This is a genomic window from Lysinibacillus sp. RC79, from assembly GCF_041262405.1.
GTDB lineage: Bacteria > Bacillota > Bacilli > Bacillales_A > Planococcaceae > Lysinibacillus.
Genome location: NZ_JBGCCD010000049.1, coordinates 1 through 22,756 on the forward strand (window position 1 = coordinate 1; position 22,756 = coordinate 22,756).

Annotated in this window: 42 protein-coding genes and 1 tRNA gene; 36 read left to right on the top strand and 7 right to left on the bottom strand. The window is 35.1% G+C overall.

What is annotated here, in order from left to right; genetic code table 11:
- Positions 1-446, bottom strand: a 446-nt coding sequence (locus tag ABH968_RS26500) for a hypothetical protein (RefSeq protein ID WP_370048834.1), incomplete at its 3' end; no start/stop codon positions are given.
- Between the two features lie 305 nt (positions 447-751).
- Here ABH968_RS26500 and ABH968_RS26505 point away from each other — a divergent pair.
- Positions 752-826, top strand: a tRNA-Arg gene (locus ABH968_RS26505).
- A gap of 154 nt (positions 827-980) precedes the next feature.
- Here ABH968_RS26505 and ABH968_RS26510 read toward each other — a convergent pair.
- The 5 genes from ABH968_RS26510 to ABH968_RS26530 form a co-directional block, all read right to left on the bottom strand.
- Entirely contained in the window at positions 981-2,090 is a 1,110-nt protein-coding gene (locus tag ABH968_RS26510) for a tyrosine-type recombinase/integrase (protein WP_370048836.1), read from the bottom strand.
- A gap of 23 nt (positions 2,091-2,113) precedes the next feature.
- The gene (locus ABH968_RS26515) at positions 2,114-2,617 is read right to left on the bottom strand and encodes an ImmA/IrrE family metallo-endopeptidase (protein ID WP_370048837.1); all 504 of its coding nucleotides are present in this window, start codon (positions 2,615-2,617) and stop codon (positions 2,114-2,116) included.
- A gap of 97 nt (positions 2,618-2,714) precedes the next feature.
- Positions 2,715-3,275: a hypothetical protein gene (locus tag ABH968_RS26520; RefSeq protein WP_370048839.1), complete on the bottom strand. Its 561-nt coding sequence runs from the start codon at positions 3,273-3,275 to the stop codon at positions 2,715-2,717.
- 71 nt (positions 3,276-3,346) lie between these two features.
- Entirely contained in the window at positions 3,347-3,811 is a 465-nt protein-coding gene (locus tag ABH968_RS26525; protein ID WP_370048841.1) for a hypothetical protein, read from the bottom strand.
- 47 nt (positions 3,812-3,858) lie between these two features.
- Positions 3,859-4,218: a helix-turn-helix domain-containing protein gene (locus ABH968_RS26530; RefSeq protein ID WP_370048843.1), complete on the bottom strand. Its 360-nt coding sequence runs from the start codon at positions 4,216-4,218 to the stop codon at positions 3,859-3,861.
- A gap of 154 nt (positions 4,219-4,372) precedes the next feature.
- Here ABH968_RS26530 and ABH968_RS26535 point away from each other — a divergent pair, with 154 nt between their 5' ends.
- The 22 genes from ABH968_RS26535 to ABH968_RS26640 all read left to right on the top strand — a co-directional run bounded on the left by ABH968_RS26535 (position 4,373) and on the right by ABH968_RS26640 (position 14,023).
- Positions 4,373-4,561, top strand: a complete 189-nt coding sequence (locus ABH968_RS26535) for a helix-turn-helix transcriptional regulator (RefSeq protein WP_370048845.1) — start codon at positions 4,373-4,375, stop codon at positions 4,559-4,561.
- Between the two features lie 40 nt (positions 4,562-4,601).
- Positions 4,602-4,925 (top strand): DUF771 domain-containing protein, encoded by a 324-nt coding sequence (locus ABH968_RS26540; protein WP_370048847.1) that lies wholly within the window; start codon positions 4,602-4,604, stop codon positions 4,923-4,925.
- A gap of 159 nt (positions 4,926-5,084) precedes the next feature.
- Positions 5,085-5,366: a helix-turn-helix domain-containing protein gene (locus ABH968_RS26545; protein ID WP_370048849.1), complete on the top strand. Its 282-nt coding sequence runs from the start codon at positions 5,085-5,087 to the stop codon at positions 5,364-5,366.
- A 184-nt stretch (positions 5,367-5,550) separates the two neighbouring features.
- Positions 5,551-5,772, top strand: a complete 222-nt coding sequence (locus ABH968_RS26550) for a hypothetical protein (RefSeq protein WP_370048851.1) — start codon at positions 5,551-5,553, stop codon at positions 5,770-5,772.
- A gap of 80 nt (positions 5,773-5,852) precedes the next feature.
- On the top strand, positions 5,853-5,990 hold the full coding sequence (locus ABH968_RS26555) for a hypothetical protein (protein WP_370048853.1): 138 nt from the start codon (positions 5,853-5,855) through the stop codon (positions 5,988-5,990).
- A gap of 71 nt (positions 5,991-6,061) precedes the next feature.
- Entirely contained in the window at positions 6,062-6,715 is a 654-nt protein-coding gene (locus tag ABH968_RS26560) for an ORF6N domain-containing protein (protein ID WP_370048854.1), read from the top strand.
- A complete protein-coding gene (locus ABH968_RS26565) occupies positions 6,712-7,695 on the top strand; it encodes a hypothetical protein (protein WP_370048856.1) in 984 nt (327 codons plus the stop codon). The genes ABH968_RS26560 and ABH968_RS26565 overlap by 4 nt, the downstream gene beginning before the upstream one ends.
- A 333-nt stretch (positions 7,696-8,028) precedes the next feature.
- Complete coding sequence (locus ABH968_RS26570) at positions 8,029-8,739, top strand: hypothetical protein (protein WP_370048858.1); 711 nt, start codon at positions 8,029-8,031, stop codon at positions 8,737-8,739.
- A 28-nt stretch (positions 8,740-8,767) separates the two neighbouring features.
- The gene (locus ABH968_RS26575; protein ID WP_370048860.1) at positions 8,768-9,175 is read left to right on the top strand and encodes a hypothetical protein; all 408 of its coding nucleotides are present in this window, start codon (positions 8,768-8,770) and stop codon (positions 9,173-9,175) included.
- The gene (locus tag ABH968_RS26580; protein ID WP_370048862.1) at positions 9,163-9,414 is read left to right on the top strand and encodes a hypothetical protein; all 252 of its coding nucleotides are present in this window, start codon (positions 9,163-9,165) and stop codon (positions 9,412-9,414) included. The genes ABH968_RS26575 and ABH968_RS26580 overlap by 13 nt, the downstream gene beginning before the upstream one ends.
- Positions 9,415-9,494: 80 nt before the next feature.
- The gene (locus tag ABH968_RS26585) at positions 9,495-9,674 is read left to right on the top strand and encodes a hypothetical protein (protein ID WP_370048863.1); all 180 of its coding nucleotides are present in this window, start codon (positions 9,495-9,497) and stop codon (positions 9,672-9,674) included.
- A gap of 24 nt (positions 9,675-9,698) precedes the next feature.
- Positions 9,699-9,917, top strand: a complete 219-nt coding sequence (locus ABH968_RS26590) for a hypothetical protein (RefSeq protein ID WP_370048865.1) — start codon at positions 9,699-9,701, stop codon at positions 9,915-9,917.
- Positions 9,918-9,972: 55 nt separating this feature from the next.
- A complete protein-coding gene (locus ABH968_RS26595; protein WP_370048867.1) occupies positions 9,973-10,275 on the top strand; it encodes a hypothetical protein in 303 nt (100 codons plus the stop codon).
- Positions 10,276-10,318: 43 nt separating this feature from the next.
- Positions 10,319-10,702 carry a hypothetical protein gene (locus tag ABH968_RS26600; protein ID WP_370048868.1) on the top strand — a complete coding sequence of 128 codons (384 nt, stop codon included), beginning with the start codon at positions 10,319-10,321 and terminating at the stop codon, positions 10,700-10,702.
- Positions 10,703-10,740: 38 nt separating this feature from the next.
- A complete protein-coding gene (locus tag ABH968_RS26605; RefSeq protein ID WP_370048870.1) occupies positions 10,741-11,169 on the top strand; it encodes an ASCH domain-containing protein in 429 nt (142 codons plus the stop codon).
- 34 nt (positions 11,170-11,203) lie between these two features.
- Positions 11,204-11,497 (top strand): hypothetical protein, encoded by a 294-nt coding sequence (locus ABH968_RS26610; protein WP_370048871.1) that lies wholly within the window; start codon positions 11,204-11,206, stop codon positions 11,495-11,497.
- 43 nt (positions 11,498-11,540) lie between these two features.
- On the top strand, positions 11,541-11,849 hold the full coding sequence (locus ABH968_RS26615; protein WP_370048873.1) for a hypothetical protein: 309 nt from the start codon (positions 11,541-11,543) through the stop codon (positions 11,847-11,849).
- A 94-nt stretch (positions 11,850-11,943) separates the two neighbouring features.
- The gene (locus ABH968_RS26620; RefSeq protein WP_370048875.1) at positions 11,944-12,330 is read left to right on the top strand and encodes a hypothetical protein; all 387 of its coding nucleotides are present in this window, start codon (positions 11,944-11,946) and stop codon (positions 12,328-12,330) included.
- Positions 12,331-12,423: 93 nt separating this feature from the next.
- Complete coding sequence (locus tag ABH968_RS26625) at positions 12,424-12,600, top strand: hypothetical protein (protein WP_370048876.1); 177 nt, start codon at positions 12,424-12,426, stop codon at positions 12,598-12,600.
- Between the two features lie 6 nt (positions 12,601-12,606).
- A complete protein-coding gene (locus tag ABH968_RS26630) occupies positions 12,607-13,161 on the top strand; it encodes a site-specific integrase (protein ID WP_370048878.1) in 555 nt (184 codons plus the stop codon).
- Between the two features lie 160 nt (positions 13,162-13,321).
- Entirely contained in the window at positions 13,322-13,615 is a 294-nt protein-coding gene (locus ABH968_RS26635; RefSeq protein ID WP_370048880.1) for a hypothetical protein, read from the top strand.
- A complete protein-coding gene (locus tag ABH968_RS26640; RefSeq protein WP_370048882.1) occupies positions 13,616-14,023 on the top strand; it encodes a sigma factor-like helix-turn-helix DNA-binding protein in 408 nt (135 codons plus the stop codon).
- 102 nt (positions 14,024-14,125) lie between these two features.
- Here the strand turns inward: ABH968_RS26640 and ABH968_RS26645 are convergent, their stop codons facing one another.
- A complete protein-coding gene (locus ABH968_RS26645) occupies positions 14,126-14,860 on the bottom strand; it encodes a hypothetical protein (RefSeq protein ID WP_370048884.1) in 735 nt (244 codons plus the stop codon).
- 342 nt (positions 14,861-15,202) lie between these two features.
- Here ABH968_RS26645 and ABH968_RS26650 point away from each other — a divergent pair, with 342 nt between their 5' ends.
- From ABH968_RS26650 to ABH968_RS26710, 13 genes are read left to right on the top strand one after another with little or no spacing between them, the layout of a single operon-like run.
- On the top strand, positions 15,203-15,445 hold the full coding sequence (locus ABH968_RS26650) for a hypothetical protein (protein WP_370048886.1): 243 nt from the start codon (positions 15,203-15,205) through the stop codon (positions 15,443-15,445).
- Entirely contained in the window at positions 15,445-15,813 is a 369-nt protein-coding gene (locus ABH968_RS26655; protein WP_370048888.1) for an HNH endonuclease, read from the top strand. Before ABH968_RS26650 ends, ABH968_RS26655 begins: the two co-directional genes overlap by 1 nt.
- A gap of 32 nt (positions 15,814-15,845) precedes the next feature.
- Positions 15,846-16,214 carry a P27 family phage terminase small subunit gene (locus ABH968_RS26660; protein WP_370048889.1) on the top strand — a complete coding sequence of 123 codons (369 nt, stop codon included), beginning with the start codon at positions 15,846-15,848 and terminating at the stop codon, positions 16,212-16,214.
- Positions 16,215-16,219: 5 nt separating this feature from the next.
- Positions 16,220-17,977, top strand: coding sequence for a terminase large subunit (locus ABH968_RS26665; RefSeq protein ID WP_370048891.1), 1,758 nt, complete (start codon positions 16,220-16,222; stop codon positions 17,975-17,977).
- 1 nt (position 17,978) lies between these two features.
- Entirely contained in the window at positions 17,979-18,149 is a 171-nt protein-coding gene (locus ABH968_RS26670; protein ID WP_370048892.1) for a hypothetical protein, read from the top strand.
- Entirely contained in the window at positions 18,150-19,346 is a 1,197-nt protein-coding gene (locus tag ABH968_RS26675; RefSeq protein WP_370048894.1) for a phage portal protein, read from the top strand.
- Positions 19,339-19,920: an HK97 family phage prohead protease gene (locus ABH968_RS26680; protein ID WP_370048896.1), complete on the top strand. Its 582-nt coding sequence runs from the start codon at positions 19,339-19,341 to the stop codon at positions 19,918-19,920. The genes ABH968_RS26675 and ABH968_RS26680 overlap by 8 nt, the downstream gene beginning before the upstream one ends.
- On the top strand, positions 19,917-21,191 hold the full coding sequence (locus ABH968_RS26685) for a phage major capsid protein (protein WP_370048898.1): 1,275 nt from the start codon (positions 19,917-19,919) through the stop codon (positions 21,189-21,191). Before ABH968_RS26680 ends, ABH968_RS26685 begins: the two co-directional genes overlap by 4 nt.
- Positions 21,192-21,214: 23 nt before the next feature.
- The gene (locus tag ABH968_RS26690) at positions 21,215-21,397 is read left to right on the top strand and encodes a hypothetical protein (RefSeq protein WP_370048899.1); all 183 of its coding nucleotides are present in this window, start codon (positions 21,215-21,217) and stop codon (positions 21,395-21,397) included.
- A complete protein-coding gene (locus tag ABH968_RS26695) occupies positions 21,397-21,690 on the top strand; it encodes a hypothetical protein (RefSeq protein ID WP_370048901.1) in 294 nt (97 codons plus the stop codon). Before ABH968_RS26690 ends, ABH968_RS26695 begins: the two co-directional genes overlap by 1 nt.
- Positions 21,677-22,015, top strand: coding sequence for a hypothetical protein (locus ABH968_RS26700; protein WP_370048903.1), 339 nt, complete (start codon positions 21,677-21,679; stop codon positions 22,013-22,015). The genes ABH968_RS26695 and ABH968_RS26700 overlap by 14 nt, the downstream gene beginning before the upstream one ends.
- A gap of 12 nt (positions 22,016-22,027) precedes the next feature.
- Positions 22,028-22,348 (top strand): hypothetical protein, encoded by a 321-nt coding sequence (locus tag ABH968_RS26705; protein WP_370048904.1) that lies wholly within the window; start codon positions 22,028-22,030, stop codon positions 22,346-22,348.
- Complete coding sequence (locus ABH968_RS26710) at positions 22,318-22,749, top strand: HK97 gp10 family phage protein (protein WP_370048906.1); 432 nt, start codon at positions 22,318-22,320, stop codon at positions 22,747-22,749. Before ABH968_RS26705 ends, ABH968_RS26710 begins: the two co-directional genes overlap by 31 nt.
- Positions 22,750-22,756 lie beyond the last annotated feature (7 nt).

Here is a 22,756-nt window from a genome sequence, read left to right on the forward strand (position 1 = left end):
GCACAGACAAACCATTGTAGCTGCCGCATCGCTTTCGCACAGACAAACCATTGTAGCTGCCGCATCGCTTTCGCACAGACAAACCATTGTAGCTGTCGCATTGCTTTCGCACAGACAAACCATTGTAACTGTCGCTTTGCTTTCGCACAGACAAACCATTGTAACTGTCGCTTTGCTTTCGCACAGACAAACCATTGTAGCTGCCGCATCGCTTTCGCACAGACAAACCATTGTAACTGTCGATTTGTTTTCGCACAGACAAACCATTGTAGCTGCCGCTTTGCTTTCACTACAGAAAACATTTGTAGCTGCCGCATCGTTTTCGCACAGACAAACCATTGTAACTGCCGCATCGCTTTCGCACAGACAAACCATTGTAGCAGTCGCTTTGCTTTCACTATAGAAAACCATTGTAGCTGCCGCTTCGCTTTCACTACAGAAAACATTTGTAGCTGCCGCATCGTTTTCGCTCAGATAAATAATGTTGATCACGCAGGTGTTTTCACAGGATGTGAAGTTCTTAGCCGAGTTCCTTTTTTTAGTAGGTGTTTTGACACTTACTGGATGAAGATAAAAAAATTTAAATGTTTTGCATTCTATAGTTGAATTATGGGCAATACGTTTGTATAATTGGTAAGGTCACATAAGTTAAAGTACAGTACACTATTTTGTCAGGTATGCTTCAAATGAGGGTTATCTACATCATGCTTTTCGTAAAGCCTAGGGTGAGTACTTTTTTTTGTGTTCAATTGCCCTCGTGGTGTAATGGATAACACGTAAGATTCCGGTTCTTGCACTGGGGGTTCGATTCCCTCCGAGGGCGCCAAATTACTGTTAAGAAAACCTTGTTATATTTCTGGAAAGCCTCACAAACGTTACTGTACCAACGTTTGCGAGGCTTTCCTGCTTTTATGAAGTTTAACGAGAAACCGTTAAAAAAAGATAAAAAATGAAACTACACTACACAAATACTACACACACTACACATCTTTATTATCTAACATATTCTTATAGATACTTAATGCCTTTTGTTCTTCACGTGTTCTAAGCTCGCGTAGAACATGAGCATATGTGTGCATTGTTGTAAAAATGGTTTCATGACCTAAGCGCTCAGATACATACTGAGTATCGACACCTTCATACAATAGTACACTAGCATGAGTATGTCGAAGGCCATGACATGTTATTTCTTGAATATTTAACCGATTCAAAATAACCTTTAACCGTTTATTGGTGTCTTCATTGGTTACGGATTTAATATTCCCACCTACATAGAAAAATAAACCATATTCGTTATCTTTTAATTGAATAGCATATTTCTCGAATAATCGCATAACAATATCCTCTATTTTAATTGTTCTTTCGGATGATGTATTTTTTAAATCTGTATAGCCTTTTCCTTCTCTATAATCCCACGCTTGAAAAATACTAATCGTATTTTCTTTAAAGTTGAAAGCAGGTTTTGTTAAGCCTACTAATTCACCAAAACGCATTCCAGATACAAGCCCTAATAATAATAAATAATCTTCTGCACTATCTAAATGATCGATAAGATAGTTTAATAGTTTTTGGCTCTCAGCATAACTTATATGCTTCTCACTATCTTTTTTAGCAGGTACAGAGCCGTTGTTAACAGCTTTACGAGTAAAATCTATTGCTAGGTAACCATCATCAATTGCATCTTTTACACAGGCTTTAATGTGTGTATTTAGTTTACGCACAGATTCCTTTGAACGACCTTTTGCATAGTTATCTAAAAATGTTTGGTATTCATCACTTGTTATTTTTTGAATAGGTTTGTCCTTAAAATACTCTTGAGCACGTCTTAATGAGTCTTGATAACGCCTGTAAGTGTTTTTATGTTTAATACTTTTATATTTCTCAATCCAAGCATCAAAATACTCTGTGAATGCTTTATCACGAGTTAAAACATTACCACCCTTTTGTAGACGCATTTCGATAGCTGTTGCTGCTACTTGTGCTTCCTTCTTTGTTGCAAATCCACCTTTACGCACAGGATCATATTTTCCATTTGTATACCGACTCACCGTATACTGCCATGTCTTGCCGCGTTTTGTTATACTCGCCATATCAAACACCTCCAATTCTATTGTTAAAAATACAATAGAAATGCACTATTCCATTTCGGCATATTTTTGTTATTAAAATATTGAGTAAGTCTCTTTACAGCAAAGTCATATTCAACATTAAAGATTAACTGTAAATCTTTAATAGTAAGTGTAGAGTCGTATGTAGTAAGTTCATCTAACATAAAAGTTGGCATACAGGCATGGTACATGAATGTATTTGCTTTATTTTCTTGATATTCAATCCAAGTACTCTGCATATAACTCTGATTACCAGTATGTTGAAGAACATGATCGAGTTCATGACAAAAATCTTGCCAAATTTGAGGAGGTGTTAAATGTTTACCAAGGAAAATAAAAGGTATATTATTAGCAAAAAGTGCTTGGCTTGGTCCATCGTATGGCGCTGGAAAAACCCTTATCCCTAGTGTGTTTGCAATTGTTTTGTAATCGAGTTGATGTGGTTTTGTTATTCCGATTTTCATATACAACTTTTTTACAAAATCTTCTGTGTAGGTTGTGTAATTCATTTCAAACATCTCCAATACTTAATCATAAAAAGAACATTTGTTCTGTTTTGAGTGTACAATAAAACCCTACTATTGAAAAGTAGGGTTAAATGTGGATTTATTTTATTGTAAAATAAAGTGTAATAACTAAAGCAGCAATAGACATAGTAACTGCAACTAAAGCAGCAATTGATGTTATAGCTAAAGTTTGGACATGTTTTGAAGTATCTTTTATTTCATTAGCAACTGTTTTAATATCTTCTTTTGATGTTTGAATACTTTGATTAACAACTGATTGAAACGTTATTATTGATGTTTTAATTTCATCAATCGAACGATTTAGACGTTCTTCGCGCTCTTTTGTTTCTTTGTTAAAAGTATCTATTTGTGTTAAAAAACGTTCTTCCCGACGTTCGGCAGCATGGTTAAAATCAGCTAATTGTTTTTCAAAACGTTTTTCACGTTCAATTACCTCACCTTTTGTTCTTTGCTCTCGTTCACGCATATCGGCCTTTAGTTCATTGAATAAAACATTCATGCTTTCATTTGTCATGGAATCACCTTCTTCATAAGTTGATGCTATTTCCATTTTAGCACTTTTTTCAATAATGGTCATTCGTTTGCCAGCATATTTGTTATTTGCTCGGATATCAATTATATTTGAACTTTCTGAACTCATATTAATCACCATTTATACTTATTTTGTATTCTTAAAGTTATACTATGATTTAACTTAATCATTAATAATTTCTATTCATCTATAGATGTGTAAATTTTTGTGAATAAAATGGCATTTTCTCTATTCGTTGCTGTAAAATCAATTTCATTTTCGTCTTGAATTTGATTTTCTCTAGTTCCAACTATCACATAATAATATGTACTAACAAAATTTGTTTCATAAACTTGATTAGGTAAAACATCAAGTCTAGCAGAAACTTCAATAAAATCTTTTTCTAATGCATCTTTAGGGAAATATGTATCAATTGATGAAATTATTTCGAAATTTCTTCCACCATTTTGATAAACTAGATATATATATATAAATTTTGCTCTTGTTTCATCATCGAAAGGTCCTATTAAATATGGAATCCCAGTTAATCTTAATCGTATATCTATATAATTATCTTTATCCCTTTTAAAAACAACAGTATAATTTTGATCTGCATTTTCAACTTCAAATAATAAAATACCTGGACTAAAATCATTATTACTCATATTATCACCTCGTAATTTAAAGGACATGCAAATAACTGCATGTCCCTCTATTTTGTTTCTTTTTTAATTACTTCCCACATGCTTCGTAACATTCGTAAATCTTCTTCTTTGGATTTTGGCAATTCCCTATACCAACGTTTTAAACCTGGATCATTTGCAAAAGCCTGAAATTCAGCTTCATCTTTTTCTTCCTGCGTTAGTGAAGGAGTATCTGTACGACCCAAAAGATAGTCTGTACTAACTTCAAAATAATCAGCTATCTTTTCTAATGTTTCAAAATCAGGTTGACGAGTACCTTGTTCATAAGCCCCGTATGTAGCACGTGCAATCCCTAATTTACTAGCGATATCAGCTTGCAATAGTTTTTTTCCTTTTCTTAAAGCAGTTAAACGAGTGCCGAAATTCATATCGGAGCCTCCTTTTTAATACAAATTATAACTCTACAATATGTAGAATTAAACAAATTCTACGAATTGAAGAAAATTAGTTGACAAGCTACAAAGTGTAGCATATGATTAAGCTAATCAAAAGCTACACTTTGAAGAATTGAGGTGAAACAAAGTGCGCATTTGGCTAAAAGATATTCGTGAAGAAAAGGGTCTAACTCAGGAATATGTTGCAAAGTTGGTTGGAATAAGTCGCTCCTCATATGGCCATATTGAGTCTGGCGAAAGAGGGGCAACGGTAAGTAACGCAAAAAAAATAGCAGATGTTTTGGGATTCCATTGGACTCTTTTTTTTGAAAAATGATTCTTCAAAATGAAGAATTTGAATGAGGGAGGCAATTTATATGCAACAGCAATTAAATGTACAACTAAATATTCCTATTCCAGAAGATAAAGTGCTAATAAGCAAAGTTGAATTAGAAGAACTACAAAAAAATAAGTTAGTTGGCGTGTCATGGACTATGAAAGATTTAGAAGAAAAAACAAAAAGAAAAAAAGAATGGTTACAAGAAAACATACTATATGTACCTAGATTTAAACAGAAGCTAGATACTAACAACGGTGGATTTGTTTATTACCCAAAAGGTAAAGGCTCACCATGGGCGTTCCAAGCTACAAAAATGGCACAGTTTCTAGATGATAATTTCCACTTAATTTGGAGAGGATAACGTCCCTTAGACGCTACCCTGAACAAAGGTAGTAAAGCGAGGAACTTAGAGGTACATGCGATGAGATATGTAATAACTTGTTCCTTCTTATTTATAATTTTAACATTTAATAACTATATGTAGTATTCCAATTCGGCATAAAAAGGTGGTGAACTAACTTTGAAGTTAGGTGCTTTATTACAAGCATGTCGTATTGGTAGTGGCATGTCTCAAGAAGATTTGGCAGCTCAAATGAATAGAAGTCAAACATGTATTTCTAAGTATGAGAATGATCGTAAGACTCCTGATATTTTTACTTTTATGGAATGGTTTAAACAAACTAATACTCAAGAAGTAGGAATGATGTTAACTCAACAATTAATGAGTGGAATAGATATAGCAACAATCGTTCAATCATTACTACCTATCGTTGGTGGGTTTGGATTTTGGTTCTCTTTATAAGAGGGGGGATAGTTATCGAAATTACAATTATAAAAAGACACAAAAAAATGCAAGCACATAAGCACCTGCATTTAGGATGAACTGTAGCTTTCGACGGTGAACAGTTCAACAAAATATATTATAAACCTTGTTCTTTTATTATGGACAAACTTTCTAAATAAGTCAACTTGAGGAGGATTTAATTATGAATCAAATTCTGGAGCAACTATATAAAAACTTAAATCAAGAAAAGGAATCTTTACATGAGTGTGCTATTGCGGTCGCAGATTTAAGCAATGGGCAAAACCATGAAGAACAAATCGAAAAGCTTATTGCTTATAACATTCAAAAAGGGCGTGTGAATAGCTTGGAGGATGTTATTCATGAAATTGAGAAGATGAACACAAAAACGTTAAAAGTTGTTTGATTTGTTCTCATCACAGGATTCATAAGCTTTTTGTTTGTGAGTCCGATGATGTGAATGCATCTGAAAGGCAGGTGATCCAGTTGAGGATTGATGTAAAAGCTTGGCGTTCAATGAAACCTGTTGAGCAGTATATGGCTATTTGCAGAGCCGTACGTCAAAATGACGCTACCCTTAAAAATAAGCATAAAAAAGGCTTACAAGCACTGGCATGCAAGTAAGCGATTAAAAAATTACATTACAAATATTATAACAAAAATCAAATGAAACAGCAAGAAAGGGGAGGCATTTCATGCTACCAGAAATTATTGTGCATGGGAATTTACGCGTTTTAACTAGTGCACAACTAGCTGAATCGTTTAAGACAGACAGCAAGACTATCAATCGAAACTTTCAACGAAATCAAGAACAATTTGAACTTGGCGTACATTACTTTGCTCTAACAGGTGAAGATTTAAAAGCATTTAAAGGCGAGCGACAAAATGACGCTACCCTTAAATATGTTTCAGTTCTTTATCTCTGGACTGAAAAAGGGGCATTTTTACATGCTCAATTTTCTAAGAGTAAACAAGCTAAAAAAGCATATCGAGCACTAATTGAAAGTTATTACACAATGTTGGAGGACAAGCCACAGAAAGAGCAAGAGCATACTTTGGCAATTAGTCTAGAAAATTACCAACAACTTGAAAGTAGGGTGACAACATTGGAACAAAGATTACAAGAGGTTACATTGCATTCTGGGGAACAATTACGTTTGCGAAAAGAAGTAAACCTACGAGTTTACGAATTGGCAGGTGATGAAAAGGATGCTAGAAGAGCTCTATTTCGAGCAATATGGTCTGCCATTAAAGAACGTTATCAAGTGGGTTCTTATCGTGATGTGAAGCAACATGAGCTTCAAGATGCATTACGCTTTGTTGCTAACTGGGGAGGCGAAGCATCATGAATCTATTAATTAATGAACCACCATTGCAAGTGTTACCAACCCTTGCTGCGGAGATTGGATTAAATAACGCAATCGTTTTACAACAAGTACATTATTGGTTGCGTGTTTCAACTAACAATCGCGATGGTCACAAATGGGTGTATAAAACTATCGATGAGTGGCATGAGGAGTTCCCATTTTGGTCAAAACGCACACTAGAACGTGTAATTCAGAGTCTTGAAGATTTAGAAATTCTTGTAGCTGGCAATTATAACAAATTCAAAATGGATCGCACAAAATGGTATCGGATTAAGTACGAAACCCTTCACAAATTGCATGAAAATGCAAACCGACAAAATGACGGAATGCAAACCGACAATTTGGCGCAATCGAAAACGCCAAATTGTCAGGAAGGAACCCGACAAAATGACGTGAACGTTCCCGACAAAATGGCGGTACCAATAACCAGAGAATACACAGAGACTACTACAGAGAATACACAAAGAAAAGGAAACAGTCGCAAACGAGTTTACGACGAATCTTCTGTGCATTACCAATTAGCTAGTAGACTCTATCAAAAAATATTGATTGATGACCCAAGTTTTAAACAACCAAACATGAATACTTGGGCTGATAGTATTCGCTTGATGATGGAACAGGATAACAGAACTGTTGAACAGATCGAATATCTGATTGATTGGTCACAAGAGAATCAGTTCTGGAAATCGAATATTCTCTCAACAAAAAAATTACGTGAAAAAGCGACAACGCTTATCCGCCAAATCAAAGCTGATAAAGCAAAAGAGAATAAAGTTAATTCACCATCTAATTTTCGTCGACAAGGGCGTACTGAGGTTGTTCCTGAATGGTTCAAAAATCGTAATGAGGAGAAGGTGAACGCAAAGCCAACAACTGTAGAAATCGGTCAAGAAATTGATTTTGAAGTCGAACGTCAAAAAATATTAGAAAAGCTAGGGAGTGCTAAAGAGAATGCGAAGTGAACTAGTTTTTATTCTTCACTTGATGACAGGGTATTCAGAGCAATACCTTGATAAATTATCAGACGAAGAACTGAATCGTATGTATGATGATCAGATGGAAAAGAGCATGAACGAGAGAGTGGTGTAAGCAGTGGGTAATCATTTTTATGGACGTAAAGTGGTCAAGGCAGTTACTCAACACGACTTGCAAAAGAAGGTTACTGACAATGAAAAACGTCAATGGCGTATGGTCGGCAAATTCACAAGACACCACTACAGCGGTCACTGGTGTTGCGTGATGGAGAGACAATCAAAAGTAACACAAAACTAATAATACGAAAGAGGGAGTATTAAATGGATTTAAATAAAATGGTGATGGATAGTTTAGCAAAAATGCAATCAGAAGGAAAGGTTCAGGAGATAGTTGATAAACACGTTGAATCAACTGTCAATGATGTTGTTAAGGACTTATTTGGAAGTTGGAGTGACTTCTCTAAAGACCTTAAATCTAAAGCTAAAGAAGCACTACAAATTAATTTTAATGATTTAAATTTATCGACATACAATCATTTAATCTTACAGGCTATTAAGGACAAATTAGATGATGAGATTACAAATCAAGGTGTTGCTAAAATTAAAAATCAAATTGAAGGTTTGCTATCTGACTCGAAACGAGAGTACAAATTATCAGAAATTGTTAAAGAGTTAAAAGAGGAAATCGAAGATTTAGATGAACTTGGTTATGAAGAATGCCGCGAAATGACACTTCACATAGACAAGCCTTACGGAGCGTGGTGGATTGCATTAGATGCTAGAGAAGATATTAGTGAATACAATTGCAAGTACAGATTGCACGTAGATGAAAGTGGTAAAGTTTATTCGGTCAAAATCAATGAGGAAGGTTTTGGAGGAAGTCGCTCAATTGATCAATTTGACATTAAAGCTGTTATGAAAGGTCTAAGTGGACTGGAAGAAACATTATTCAAAATTTATGCGAGTGGTGCAAAGTTAATTGTTGATGAAGAAAATTGCGAGTTAGAAGTATCTAATCCTGAATATGATTGATTCCTAAATGTAGATGGAGGGAAGTTGTATGAGTAACAGAATTGAGCTTTTAAAGCAGCAAAAAGCATTACACAATCGGCACTGTGTTACTTGTCCAAATCGATATGATCGTAACGCAAAAAGCTGTAAAAAGTGTGACATCTTCATAAAGTTCAATGAAATCGGTAAAAGTTTGTTAAACCTGAATAAACGCTCTGATGTTCACGTACCTCATAAAAAGAATAAAAATGATATTTTAGCAGAATCAATGACTGAGCACGGAATGGTATTAACGATAGATCGGTACTTAGATTTGCAAGAGATGGGTATGAAAAACAATCAGATAGCAGAGCATTACGGCATTACTACTAAAGAGCTAAATGAGTGGAAGGTATGGCAGGGGCTAACTGGTAAACGTGGTCCAGTGTCTAAAACGGATATAGCATGCAGCAGTTAAACATCTTTGATTACCCAGTAGAGCCAAAACATGAAGTTATTCAAAAGCATGATAGGGTGAAACTTAAACTTTTGGATGAGTCTATAGATTGGGAAATTCATAATTATCGGAAATATTATTGTGATCATCTGATTGAAAAAATCGGAACAGTGGTTGAAATAAAAAAAAATACTGTGGAAGTTCAATTTACTGAGGAAGTCGTTTTATGTGATGTTCGTGAATTGGAATGGATAGCGTAGAGCTACGGTTGCAGCCGTAGCCCTACAATTAAGCCTCTCACTTAATACAACTACAGCAATTATAACAGGGAGGGGTTTATATGGGCAATATGGTTAATTTGGGCGCAATGGGTGACGGAGTATACATCGTACAACAGGGGACAGTTGTAGAGGTTCTAGAGCCTAAAGAGTATGGGCAAGATTCTATCCAGTGGCAGCATGGCAAAGTTTTTGAAGTAAGTGAAAGCAAGCGTAGACGCGTTGGGGCAGTTAAAAAATAGAAAGATATTGTCGGAGGATTACAAATGGATATAAAAACGTTTATCAAAACACCAATTCAACAAGGAAGTACGGTTCATGTTTATGATGGGAACGGAAAATTGCTAGAATCATATCCGACTGTTTATCTAGGTAAAGCATTCTTTTCGATGAGTAATGATGCATTCTATAACACCTTTGGTTTCAACTTTGTTCCAGAAGGTCAATATTGGGAATTATCAAAACGGGCAGCAGGAAAAATGTGATTATTAGGACGAGTTATACATCAAATTAGAAATAAATCAATAAAGGAGTGGCACTATGATTTTTAAACCTTATGCAGATGAATGTACGACTTTCGAAAACGTCAGAGTCCTCAAATTTGAAAAGGAGTCGGTTGAGGTAGAAGTCAAGATATCTAAAGATGAACAAAAGGTTTTCATTAATACTAAACCTTTCTATATTTATTTCAATACGAACACATTCAAAATTTTGAATACGTTGCAGGAGGTTAAATTAATATCCGAAAAAACGAGACTTAAATTCAGATTAGGAGAATTAATTGATAGATCAAATATCGAAGCATTGCTAAAAGAACGGATTGCTCTTGTTGAAAAAGTTTAAAACAAACATAAAAGATATTGTTCAGGAAAAAGGGGAATTGTTTATGAAAATGTTAGTAGCACATCCAGGGATATTAGGACCAATACAACATGAAGTATTGGTGCAACAATTAATATTACACAATGGTGTTTACTTAGCCTTGCACAGACCAGCTGGATTACGTAAAAAGTATGATATGTGGATCGTATCAGATTATCTAACAGGTATGATGTTATCTCAATCTATCAGCAAGAATTATGCGATAGAAAAGGCTAAAAAGCTTGTATCTTCAATAAGTAAACAAGAGATGCAAGTTTCCCAAAATCGTGGATTAAAAAAATTAATGTCTACTTTCAATGGATCTGTAGATTTCAAATTACTTGAACGAATAGAGCGTAAATGTATAGAGAGAGGTACTACGTCTTTGAGAGTAATCGAATATAGGTAAGTGTAAACGAAAGAAATTGTGCAGGGAGGATAAATTCTATGAAAGCAATCACCATTAAACAACCATGGGCGACATTAATTGCTCTTGGTGAAAAAAAGTTCGAAACACGTTCATGGCAAACAAAGCATCGTGGCCCATTAGCAATTCATGCAGGGAAGCAGATTGATAAAGAATCGTGTGACTACCTACCGATTAAACAAGCACTTCATAAGCATGGTATTGAAAGTTATAAAGATTTACCTACAGCTGTTGTGCTGGCAGTTGTTGATTTAATTGATTGTCACAAAGTACCGAACGAAATAAGTCCTGCTGGTATTGCATTCGAAAAAAAACTAGAAGGCGATGAAGTTTACTTTGGTGATTATGATGAAGGTCGTTACGCATGGGAGTTAGCGAATTTACAAGTGTTACCAGAGCCGACGCCAGCCAAAGGAAAATTGAGTTTGTGGGAATGGAATAAGGAATAGTCGAAAGATTTTATTCAGTAAAGGAGCGCTGAAAATGAACATTGAAGCAATCTATCAAAATGCAGAAATAACAAGCACATCGGTATGTGGTCGTCATTATAATCGTGTAGCAATTAGCTACGATGAATTCGCATTTTTAACAGAATTAATAGGTGTAAACAATCCATATAAAGGCTATGGTGATGACTTTGTAGAGATGGATTATCATGGTGAATTTATACCGTTAATCGAAAATGCTCGTAATGTAGTAGGACAAAATTATGCTGAGGATTTTATTACGAGAAGCACAACACAGGCTCTTAATACGATTTCTAGGTTATTACGCTAACTGAACAATTTGAAAGAAGTTATTCAGTAAAGGAGAGATATTAATGGAACAAGCATTGCAATTTAATATTGGTGGAATTAAATGTGATAACGATACATGTGACTATCGTGATGATTCAGTAAAAGTAGAGGATTATGATAAATGGCTTAATAAACCTTGCCCAAAATGTTCTACTAACTTGTTAACAGAAGCAGACTACAACAATGTTCAGATGTTACTGCAAACTGCTCAAATGATTAACAGCCTGACTTCAGAACAATTAGAAGCGTTAACAGGAAACATTGACAATGATGAAATTGTTCAAATGAGTATTGAAATGAATGGGACAGGTAAAATGGAATTCAAACATTAAAGAGTAATGAAAAATTTGAGCAAAATTAGCTTGCTCAAAGGAACGTTTGTTCTTATAATTAGGACAAACTAAGGTTCTTTTAGGAGGGCTAATATTGAGAGAATTACTAGATGAAATTGATAAATTTATACGTTTTATTGCTTATGATAAGGATGCTTGTTTCGATGGAGAATTGATAACAGATGAATTAAAAGAATATCTAGTTGAGACATTTGAAATGACTAAAAAAAGCTTGTACTTAATATTGCACAAAAAACGTTACGAAACAAAAAAATATTGCATCAATCAAAATGATATGTTTTATAAGATTAATCAAATTCTCTACTATTTAGATACTTATAATAACCTTTATTTAGATGGAGATTACTTGAATGATATAGCGCGAAAAAGTTTGAAAAGTAATTTAGGAAAAATATTACAAGCTGTAAAAGTTGATAAAACTCTAACAATAGATAGAGATATTTTAGCAACGATACAATAATAGCCTTTACGGAAAATACCGGAGGCACTAACAAACAGGTGAATGGCCTGTTTTGTTGGTGCCTCTTTTTATTTTATTAAAGGGGTGGAGGACATGAGGACGTTACAAACAGAGTTGGTACAAAAGGGATTAGGTAAAGAAGTTGAAGGGCAAGCGTCAAAAAGACGCCAACCTATAAAGAAGATGAGCCAAAGAGAAATTGAAGAATTAATGGGAGTTAGGCGCAGCACTTACAAAAGAGTAAATGGAGCATTTAGACAGAAAGGGTGATTGCAAATGAAAGTTGTTCAGCCAATACGTGATCCAGAAAAGGTAAATGCAATGCTTCAATATTTAAAAAGTATAAATGAAAGAGATTATATGTTGTTCTATATCGGCATAAGTGCTGGTCTTCGAATATCAGACATGTTGCAACTTCGAAAAGAAGATGTTCAATACGCTCATATAGATATTGTGGAAAAAAAGACAAACAAGCCAAAACGCTTCACTTTTCCACCATATATAAGGAAAGATGTTCAACGCTATATACAAGGTTTGAGTGAAGATGAGTATCTATTTAGAAGTCGGCAAGGGGGCAATCGGCCAATTGATAGATCAACAGCCTATCGTATTTTGCGTAAAGCAGCAGAGGAATGTGGCATTAGAGAAATAGGGACGCATACATTACGCAAAACATTTGGTTATCATTTCTATTTAAAGTCAAAAGACATAGTAGCGTTACAAGCATTATTCAATCACTCGTCACCAGAAACAACATTGAGATATGTGGGAATCAACCAAGATGTATTGGACAAAGCAATGGATAATTTTAAACCTGATTGGGTGAAATGATTAATCAATTTCTTTTTTATTTATACAGTACAACATAAAAAGCAATAGCGTGTACTCATATTTAGAAGTGGTTTGAAGCGTTGATAATACAGGGTTTGTGATAAAGGGCGAGTGCACCAGTCTATTTATTGAAGTGCGGTAGAGAGGGGCAAAGGGCAGTATGACCATAGATGAAGCAAGAGAGCAGATAAAGAAGTTAGAGAACTATATCGAATTTGTTGAAGGCTATGTTCCAGAAACGTTTGAACAACATGCTATAAAACTATATGTCTTACATGAACATGTAGCTAGAGTGGCTAAAATGCTGAATGAGCTGGGATTCCGTATTGGTAAACGGAAAGTAATTGGAACAGACGTGTCGGATATATTACGAGCCAAGCCAACAGATGAACTACATGAACTGGCAGTGAAGTTATTTAAACAAAACAAGAAAATGGTTAAGGGGCGAGTGTAAATGGAGATCATGAAGAACTATGCAGATTTATTACGCATTATAGATATTGTAAAGGCTGAAATCGAAATGCTAGAGGTAAATAAAGAATATTGGATTGGCAAGAATGAGCATTTGCCATTCTTCTCAGTAGGTGCAGATAAATATGGTCTTGATGTTGCTTCACAACGAACAGATCGTTTGAATGGACGAATTGCTTCACTTGAAGAAAAGTTAGAACATTATCAAGCAATCGAAAAAGAGATTCGTGAAAACGTAGAGAAACTAGAAGGCTTAGAATATAAAATAGCAAAGCTACGTTTTATCGATGGAATGACATATCAGGAAATAGCAGATCAGCTTGGATATACCCATGACCATATTCGTCGTGTTGCAAGTAAGAGTAAGAAGAAAGAAATAGTATTGATTTAAATCTGTTTTTCAACAGACTAATACTGTTAAGAAAAAAATACAGAGTTAATCTCTACAGTTACAAGTGGTATCAACTCTGTTTTTATATTGAGTTGAATGATTCTAATCTTTGTATTCTTTAATAAATTGCAATGAAGATAATACGTTTATCAATCGAAGCCCATCATATTTTGTCCATACGTTTGGATTATCTCTTCCGTGTAGAACCCAGTGACGATTAATCATATTGCGTCTTTTCGTATCGAACTTGTGTGGCTTATATAACTCTCTTCTTAAATAATCGTAAGTTGAATAAGTTGTAATCTGATAAAACTTTTCTTCTTCATCCTTAGCTGCATTACTCATTTTATCGTTAAGTTTCCATCCATAATCCTTTGTTTCCAAGATATCCGTTACTTCACCTTCAATTAAAGTCATTAATGATGGAATAGCGATACGGTAATTATTGTTTACAAAGTTATCTAAACAATCTTTTAAAAGTTCTTTTCTATGCGGTTCAATAAATTTTAATAAATGCGTTTCGGTTTCTTTAAAAAAAGAATTGTCATTAGTTGTATAGTATTGGAAAAAATATTCATCTAATTGGTCTTGGTTCATGTTTCTAAGAACTTTGTCTAGGTAATGACCTAAACTCATTCCACCTGTTAATGTCCAACCGTAGCGAGAGTTGTGCTTAATGTTTGTTCGAATTTCTTCGTAGTTTAATTTAGGTAGAGTGATTTCAGGTAATTCAATTTCAGGGAGATTTTCTTGAATAATTTTGTCGATTTGTGATGTCATTTCAATTATTTGTTTTTGAAAGTCTATAATAGGCTGAAATAGATTTTTATCAAACATACGATTCCTCCTAGTGTTATTATCTTAATTATAATCAATTTCGGTATGAAATTCCTAGTCGCTGAAGAACTGTTTAACTCAATGCAAATTTGTTCATTAAACGTTATTAAAATATTTTAGAGTAACTAAAAAGCCACATTCATGCCACATTATTAATTGACAAGGTGATATATATTCATAGATGAAGCAAAAGGCAACAACAACTAAATAGACGTTTGCTGAAACGTCAACACTACAAAGTCACATCCAAAATGGGTGTGGCTTTTTATTATGCTTGCAAAGTCTGATGGATGTATCGGATGGATCTTGCAAGTAGAACTATGAGTTGTGGAGGGATGAACAATGAAACTTACCAAAACAGAAAAGATGGTATTACTTTCAATGGTAACTGATTGTTTAGGTGTTGAAGTACTTATCGAACTATGCGGACAAGAAACTGTTATCAAACTTGATGCACTGTCAAATGATATGGTGGGTAATACAACACCAAATGAAATGAATAAGATTGGACCAAGTACAGTAAAGAAATTAGTAAATAGTATCTTAGATGATGAACTACCAACACAATTAGAAGGTAGCGAATAATGAACTTTTATAAATCTAAACCATGGCGAAGTAAAAGAACAAAAGTATTAAGACGTGATAGCTATGAATGCCAAGAGTGTAAACGGTACGGTAAGAATCGAACTGCCACGACTGTGCATCATTGCAATCCACTAGAAACACATCCTCAATGGCGATTAGAGTCTTGGAATCTATTATCATTATGTTCTACTTGTCACGATAGAATGCATGATAGAAATAACGATGTTCTCACTGCATTAGGGGAATATTGGCGTGAAAAGGTAACAAAGGTATCCCCCCTACCTCAAAACAATTCTACGAAGCAACAGGGGACCGAGGAGGGGGACTTTTTCCCTCCACGGAGCAATTTTGAAGAAAAAGGGGTGTGAGCCTAAAACGTCCGGCGAAAAGAGGTGAGAAATTGACTGGTGTAAAGACAAAAAAACAGTTTAAATCTGCGATTACTAGAGAGATGAGAAGCCTTGGAGTGTATAAAAAAGAGTACAATAATTTAATTGATATTTATGCAGGAATGCTACATCAATATCAACTATTTGAATATTATTTTGAAGAATCCGGATACCAAATAACTGAAGAATATACAAACAAAGCAGGAGCAACAAATCAGCGAAAAGTCCCTTTGTTAACAGCAATGGAATCTTTGCGAAAAGACATTGTTTCATATTCAGATAGATTATGTTTGAATCCAAAAACTCTATTTTCAGAACCACCTAAAAATGAAGGAAATACAGGTTCTCCCCTAGATCAGTTTCTCGCTAGTCAGAAGTGATGTAGATGGATTTATCACATATTAATTCTGAAAACTTTAAGGTGGCGTACGAATATGCTCTCTCGATTGTAGAAGGTAGGAAAATTGCGTGCGAAGAAAATAGACTTGCTGCAAAAAGGTTTCTAGAAGATTTAAAAAGAGATGACCTTGATTTTAAACAGGATCAATTTGATTTTGTAATTGGCTTAATAGAGGGTACAATAGCGCATCAACAAGGCGAAGATTTAAAAGGTACACCATTAAAAGGTACACCATTGTATTTACAACCATGGCAAAAATTCGTCATTGTAAATCTTGTAGGATTCTTTAATAAAGACAGCAATGTGAGAAGATTTCATGAATCCCTCTTAATGATTGCTCGTAAAAATGGGAAAACAGCTTTTGCATCGGCTTTAGGATGGGCACTCTCGATACTTGATAGAAAGAGTGGTTCAAAGCTCTATATTTTAGCAAATAGTTTAAAACAAACAATGGAATCGTTTAGTTTCTTGACTTACAATGTCAGTCGCTTAAATGATAAAACGTTTCGAATAAGAGATAACAACCAAGAGCATTCAATCACTAAATCATTTGGTGATAGAGGCTCTGTTTTTATACAAGCATTAGCCAATGATCCTAAGCGATTAGACTCATTAAATAGTAATCTACTAATTTTAGATGAAGTACACACTTGGCAATCAGCGAAGCAATACATTCTGATGAAAAACTCTCAAAAAGCTTATCGAAACAAGTTGTTAATAGCAATTTCTACAGCTGGTGATATTCCTAACGGATTCTTAGCGATGCGCTTAGAATATTGTAAAAAAGTTCTTAATGGGACCATTACAGATGATGAGTATTTCATTTTTATATGTAAGGCAGACCAAGATGATAAAGGTAATGTAATAGATTACACTGATCCAAAAATTTTAGAAATGGCCAATCCATCTTGTGGAGTATCTGTATCTATTGAAGATTTAATGAGGGATGCAGAAGTTGCTATGAATGATCCTCAAACTAGAGGGGAGTTCTTTAATAAGACCCTTAACATCTTCACATCATCATTAAAAGCTTATTTCGATATAAATGAATTCAAGAATTCGGATAAGCAGTTTAATTGGACACTTGAAGAACTCGCGAAATTAAAAATTGATTGGTATGGTGGCGCAGACTTATCGAAACTACATGATTTAACAGCAGCAGCGTTATATGGTCGTTACAACTATCAGGGCAAAGAAATTGATATTGTTATTACACATGCCTTTTTCCCGGTTATCACTGCTTATAAGAAAGCAGAGGAAGATGGAATTCCGTTGTTTGGATGGCAAGATGATGGTGTATTGACACTGAGTAATACGGCTACAGTACATTATGATGACATCATTAATTGGTTCAAAGAAATGAAGAACAAGGGCTTCAAGATTAAGAAAGTTGGGTTTGATAGGAAATTTGGACGTGAGTTTTTCTTAGGAATGAGAAAAGCTGGATTCAAAATAGTAGACCAACCGCAATATTTCTATAAAAAATCAGAAGGGTTTAGACGTATTGAAGTAAAAGCGAAGAATGAAGCATTATATTATGTTCACAATCAAGCATTTGAGTACTGTGTGCAAAATGTTAGAGCCATCGAAAAAACAGATGACATGATTCAGTATGAAAAGATAGATGGCGATGGTGGAACGCAACGTATTGATTTATTCGATGCTGGCGTATTTGGAGCAGTACAAATGCTAGAGGATATGACTAAATCTTCGGATGCCTCATCTTGGTTAGGAGGAAAATGATTTGAATGTTATTCAGGAGAATATTTTAGAAATTATGTTACTTATCGGAGTTGTGTTTCTCTCGATAGGTTTTTTTATGCTTTCAATATCATTCGGCTTTATTGTAACTGGTGCGTTATTTTATGGCACGAGCTTATTTTTAGGTCGCTTGAGAAAAGAGAGGATGGATTAAATGGGGTTTTTATTTACAGGAAGTGAACGGAAAATCAGGGCAGAAACCAAGGATTCACCTATTGGCTTATTTTTGTCTGGACAAGATTCATCTTTATTAATTAATGGTTACACCAAACTATCTGATAATCCAGAGGTACAAACGGCAGTTCATAAGATTGCGAACTTAGTTTCATCGATGACGATTCACTTAATGGAAAATACAGACGATGGAGATATACGTGTAAAAAATGCACTGGCTCGTAAAATCGATATAAATCCATATTCACTTATGACAAGGAAAACATGGATGTATAACATTGTTTATTCGATGCTAATTGATGGGCGTGGCAATAGTGTTGTTTATCCTAAAGTCGAAAACGGTTTAATTGCAGATTTGGTCCCGTTAAAGCCTTCAAAAATCTCATTCATTGAAAATACTAATGGTTATGTAGTTCGTTATGGTACACAAGTTTTCAATCATGACGAGATTCTTCATTTCGTGTACAATCCTGATCCAGAAAATCCTTGGAAGGGGAATGGGCTACAAGTTGCTTTAAAAGACTTGGTGCAAAATTTAAAACAAGCAGCTCATACAAAAAAATCATTTATGAGCGACAAGTGGAAGCCTCCATTAATCATTGCTGTAGATGCAATGACTGAGGAGTTGGCCAGTGAAGAAGGTCGAAGAAATATATTAAATAAATATATTGATGAAACTGGTAACGGTGAGCCATGGGTAATTCCAGCGGATCTTGTAAAAGTAGAACAGGTGAAGCCACTCACATTAAATGACTTGGCCATAAATGATGCTGTGGAATTAGATAAACGTACAGTTGCGGGAATCATTGGAGTTCCTGCTTTTTTCTTGGGCATTGGTAACTACAACAAAGATGAATATAACAACTTTATTGACACAACTATTTTACCCATAGCAAAAGGAATTGAGCAGGTATTAACCAAAGGACTATTATACCAACCCGATTGGTATTTTAAATTGAATCCACATAGCTTATACGCTTACTCAATTACTGAATTATCAGCTGTTTACAGTGATCTTTATGTAAAAGGTCTTTCTCCTGGTAATGAGGTTCGTGACAAACTGGGTCTATCTCCAAAAGAAGGATTGAATGAACTTGTCATGTTGGAAAACTACATTCCTGCAGACACAATTGGACTTCAAAAGAAATTATTACAAGGAGGTGATAAAGGTGAGTAAGGGACGAGCAAATGTAGTGCAATTTCGGAGCGCCACAAGTGATTTAAAAACACGTAACGAGCAAGAGGACGAATATGTCATTGAAGGTTATTTTGCTGTATTTGGGCAAGAAACAGAACTATGGCGAGGTGCATTTGAAGTGATTGCACCCACAGCGTTCGATGATACGTTGAGCAATGATATTCGTGCTCTAATAAATCATGACACAGCCTTAGTTCTTGGTCGGAATAAAGCTGGGACTCTTGAACTCAAAACGGATTCACGCGGGCTATGGGGCAAGATTCGTTTAAATACCAAAGATACTGATGCTATGAATTTATACGAGCGTGTTAAGCGCGGTGATGTAGATCAATGCAGCTTTGGCTTCAATATCATTGATGAATCAACTGAATGGCGAGACGACGATACAGTAAAGTGGACTATCAATAAAGCAGATTTACATGAAGTATCCGTCGTTACTTTCCCAGCGTATGAAGATACAGGTGTACAAGCAAGACACGCTCAATTTGAGGAAATGCAAGAGCGCAAGTTAGAACAACGAAAATTAGGATTGAAAGCGAGGCTACAAAAATGACTTTAAAACAGGTAATGATTAGTAAGAAAATTGAACAACGTCAATCAGCTCTAGCAGATTTACTTTTACGCGAAGAAGGATTTAAGCAACGAAGTGCAGATTTAGAGGCAGCATTAAATGAAGCGAAAACAGATGAGGAAATTTCAACTGTGGAAAGCGAAATAAACGCGTTTGAAGCAGATAAGACTGATGTCACTGAAAAGAAATCTGCATTAGAGGGCGAGATTGAAACGCTTGAAAAGGAGTTAGAACAATTAAACTCACAAGCACCAGCGAACAATGAAAGGGGCGGATTAGACATGAACAAACAGCAAAAACGAGCTGCATCAAATAAAACAGAATACTTTACACGTGAGGTAGAGGACTTCTACTCAGAACTTCGCACACGACTTGAAGCTCGTGCAAACGGCCAAGTGTTACCACCAGGAGAAGCAGGGGCAGAGTTAGTAATTCCGGATATCGTAGTAAATCGTATTCGTGAACGCATTGGTGATTTCACAACACTTTATCCATTAGTTGATTTAGTACGTGCAGGTGGCCGTGTAAAACTAATTTTAGATGTAGATGCAGGGGAAGCAACATGGCTTGAACAACGCGGCGCATTACCAGAAACAGATGACAGCGAATTAACAGCAGTACAATTCGATGGTTTCAAAGTTGGCCGAGTAGTTTACATCGATAACAGTTTACTCGAAGACAGCGTTATTAATTTAGATGACTATTTAACGAAGCGAATTGCACGATCTATTGCAAAAGCAATCGATAACGCAATTTTAAATGGTACTGGCGCATCAGGTAAACAACCAGAGGGAATCATCCCGGCAATACCGAAAGAAAATAATGTAACAGCAGAGCCAACTTATCAAGATCTAATTCCACACATTGGAAAAATCGACACAGGAGAAGATACAACTGGTGAAATCGTCGTTACTGTACATCGTCAAACTTACTATGCAAAATTAGCAACATTAACACTACACACTAATTCAGCAGGAACGGATGTTGTTGTGTTACCGAATCTATCTCAACCAAATTTCTTAGGTTTACGTGTTGTATTCAATAATTTTATGCCTAAAGATAAATTGTTGTTCGGTGTATATGATAATTACACATTAGTGGAGCGAGAAGGTACTCGAGTTGATATGTCTGGACACTACAAATTCCGTGAAGATCAAACGGCTGTCCGTGGAGTTGGCCGTTACGATGGTAAGCCTGTAAAGCCTGAATCATTTGTTTTGGTAACACTTCAAGAAGCTCCTCCAGGTGCTTAATAAATTTGAAGGGATGATAAAGCATGAAATACCAAGTAATTCATAGTTTCCGAGATATACAGGACAATAATCATATTTACAAGATCGGTGATAAGTACCCTCATAAAGGACGTGTTATTAAAGCACGTGTTGAGGAGTTGTCATCAACTGAAAATAAAATTGGCGTACCACTTATAAAAGAAATTAGTGAGGAAGGTGATGAATAATGAGCGAAGAAACACTCGCAATTTGTTTATCACTTTTTAAATTGGATTTAGGTATTACACATGATTTACGTGACGAAATCTTTATTAATCGAATAAAAGCCGCTGAATCAGAACTTAAATCCAAACCAATTGATTTTTCAAAAGAAACAGCAGAGGATACCCAACTCATTGTAGACTATGCCGTCTGGAATTATCGAAAACGTCAAGAAGATGTTGGGCTTCCTCGTAATCTAAAGTTCCGTATCCATAATCGTGTTATACAGAAGGCTGGTGCAACAAATGCCAAGAATTAAAAATTCAACAGGAAATAACGAACACATATCTAAAGATGATGTGTGTTTTTTAATGACAACAACTATCATCACTGATGAATTACTTCAAGAAATTGAATTAACTCTACCTGAATTAGTATATTGTGCACCAGCAAATATTGGACAACGTGAATTTTCAATTGCTGTACAAGCAGGTTTGAAATCGCAACTTACTTTAATTATCGATAATGAGGAATATGATGGTGAAAAAGAAGTTGAATATAACCGTGTGAAATATTCAATATATCGGACTTTTGTAAGAAGCGATGGTGATATTGAGTTGTATTGCGAAAAACGTATTGGTTAAGGAGAAAATCCAATGATAACTTTAGATGAACTTGCTCAAAAGTTAAAAATACTTGGTTATCCAGTTGCATATTCACACTTTAAATCTCCAAAAACACCTCCATTTATTTGTTACCTTGTAGAGAATAGCGATACATTTAGTGCAGACAATACTGTTTTATCAAAATCCACTTATGTAAATATAGAATTGTATGTGGCCAATAAAGATTTAGTTGCTGAGAAGAAAATAGAAGATATGTTAAAAGAAAACAAACTCCCTTGGGGCTATGATGAAATATTCATCATAGCCGAGGGGGTTTTTAAATGTACATTTTCAATTACTTTGATCAATTAAAAGCTCATTCCATACGAAAGAAAGTTGGTGTATTGATGAATGTTAATAATTTTGCCAGAGAAATTAATAAACAATTAGCACTATACTCTAACTTTGTTGAGGAAGAAGTAGATGCGGTAGCAAAAGAGGTAGCAGGTAAAGCAGTTACAAAACTTAAACAAACTTCTCCTGTAGGTAATTATGCAGGTGGAGGTCAATACGCATCTGGGTGGAAAGTAAAGAAGCAAAAAGGTAAATATGTAGTTCACAATGCTACAAATTATCAACTAACTCACTTACTTGAAAAAGGTCATGCAACTATAGATGGAGGGCGTACTAAAGCGATTCCACATATTAAACCTGTAGAAGTAGAGACCAATAAGAATTTTGAAAAGGAACTTATAAAAAGAATTTCGGAATGATTACAAC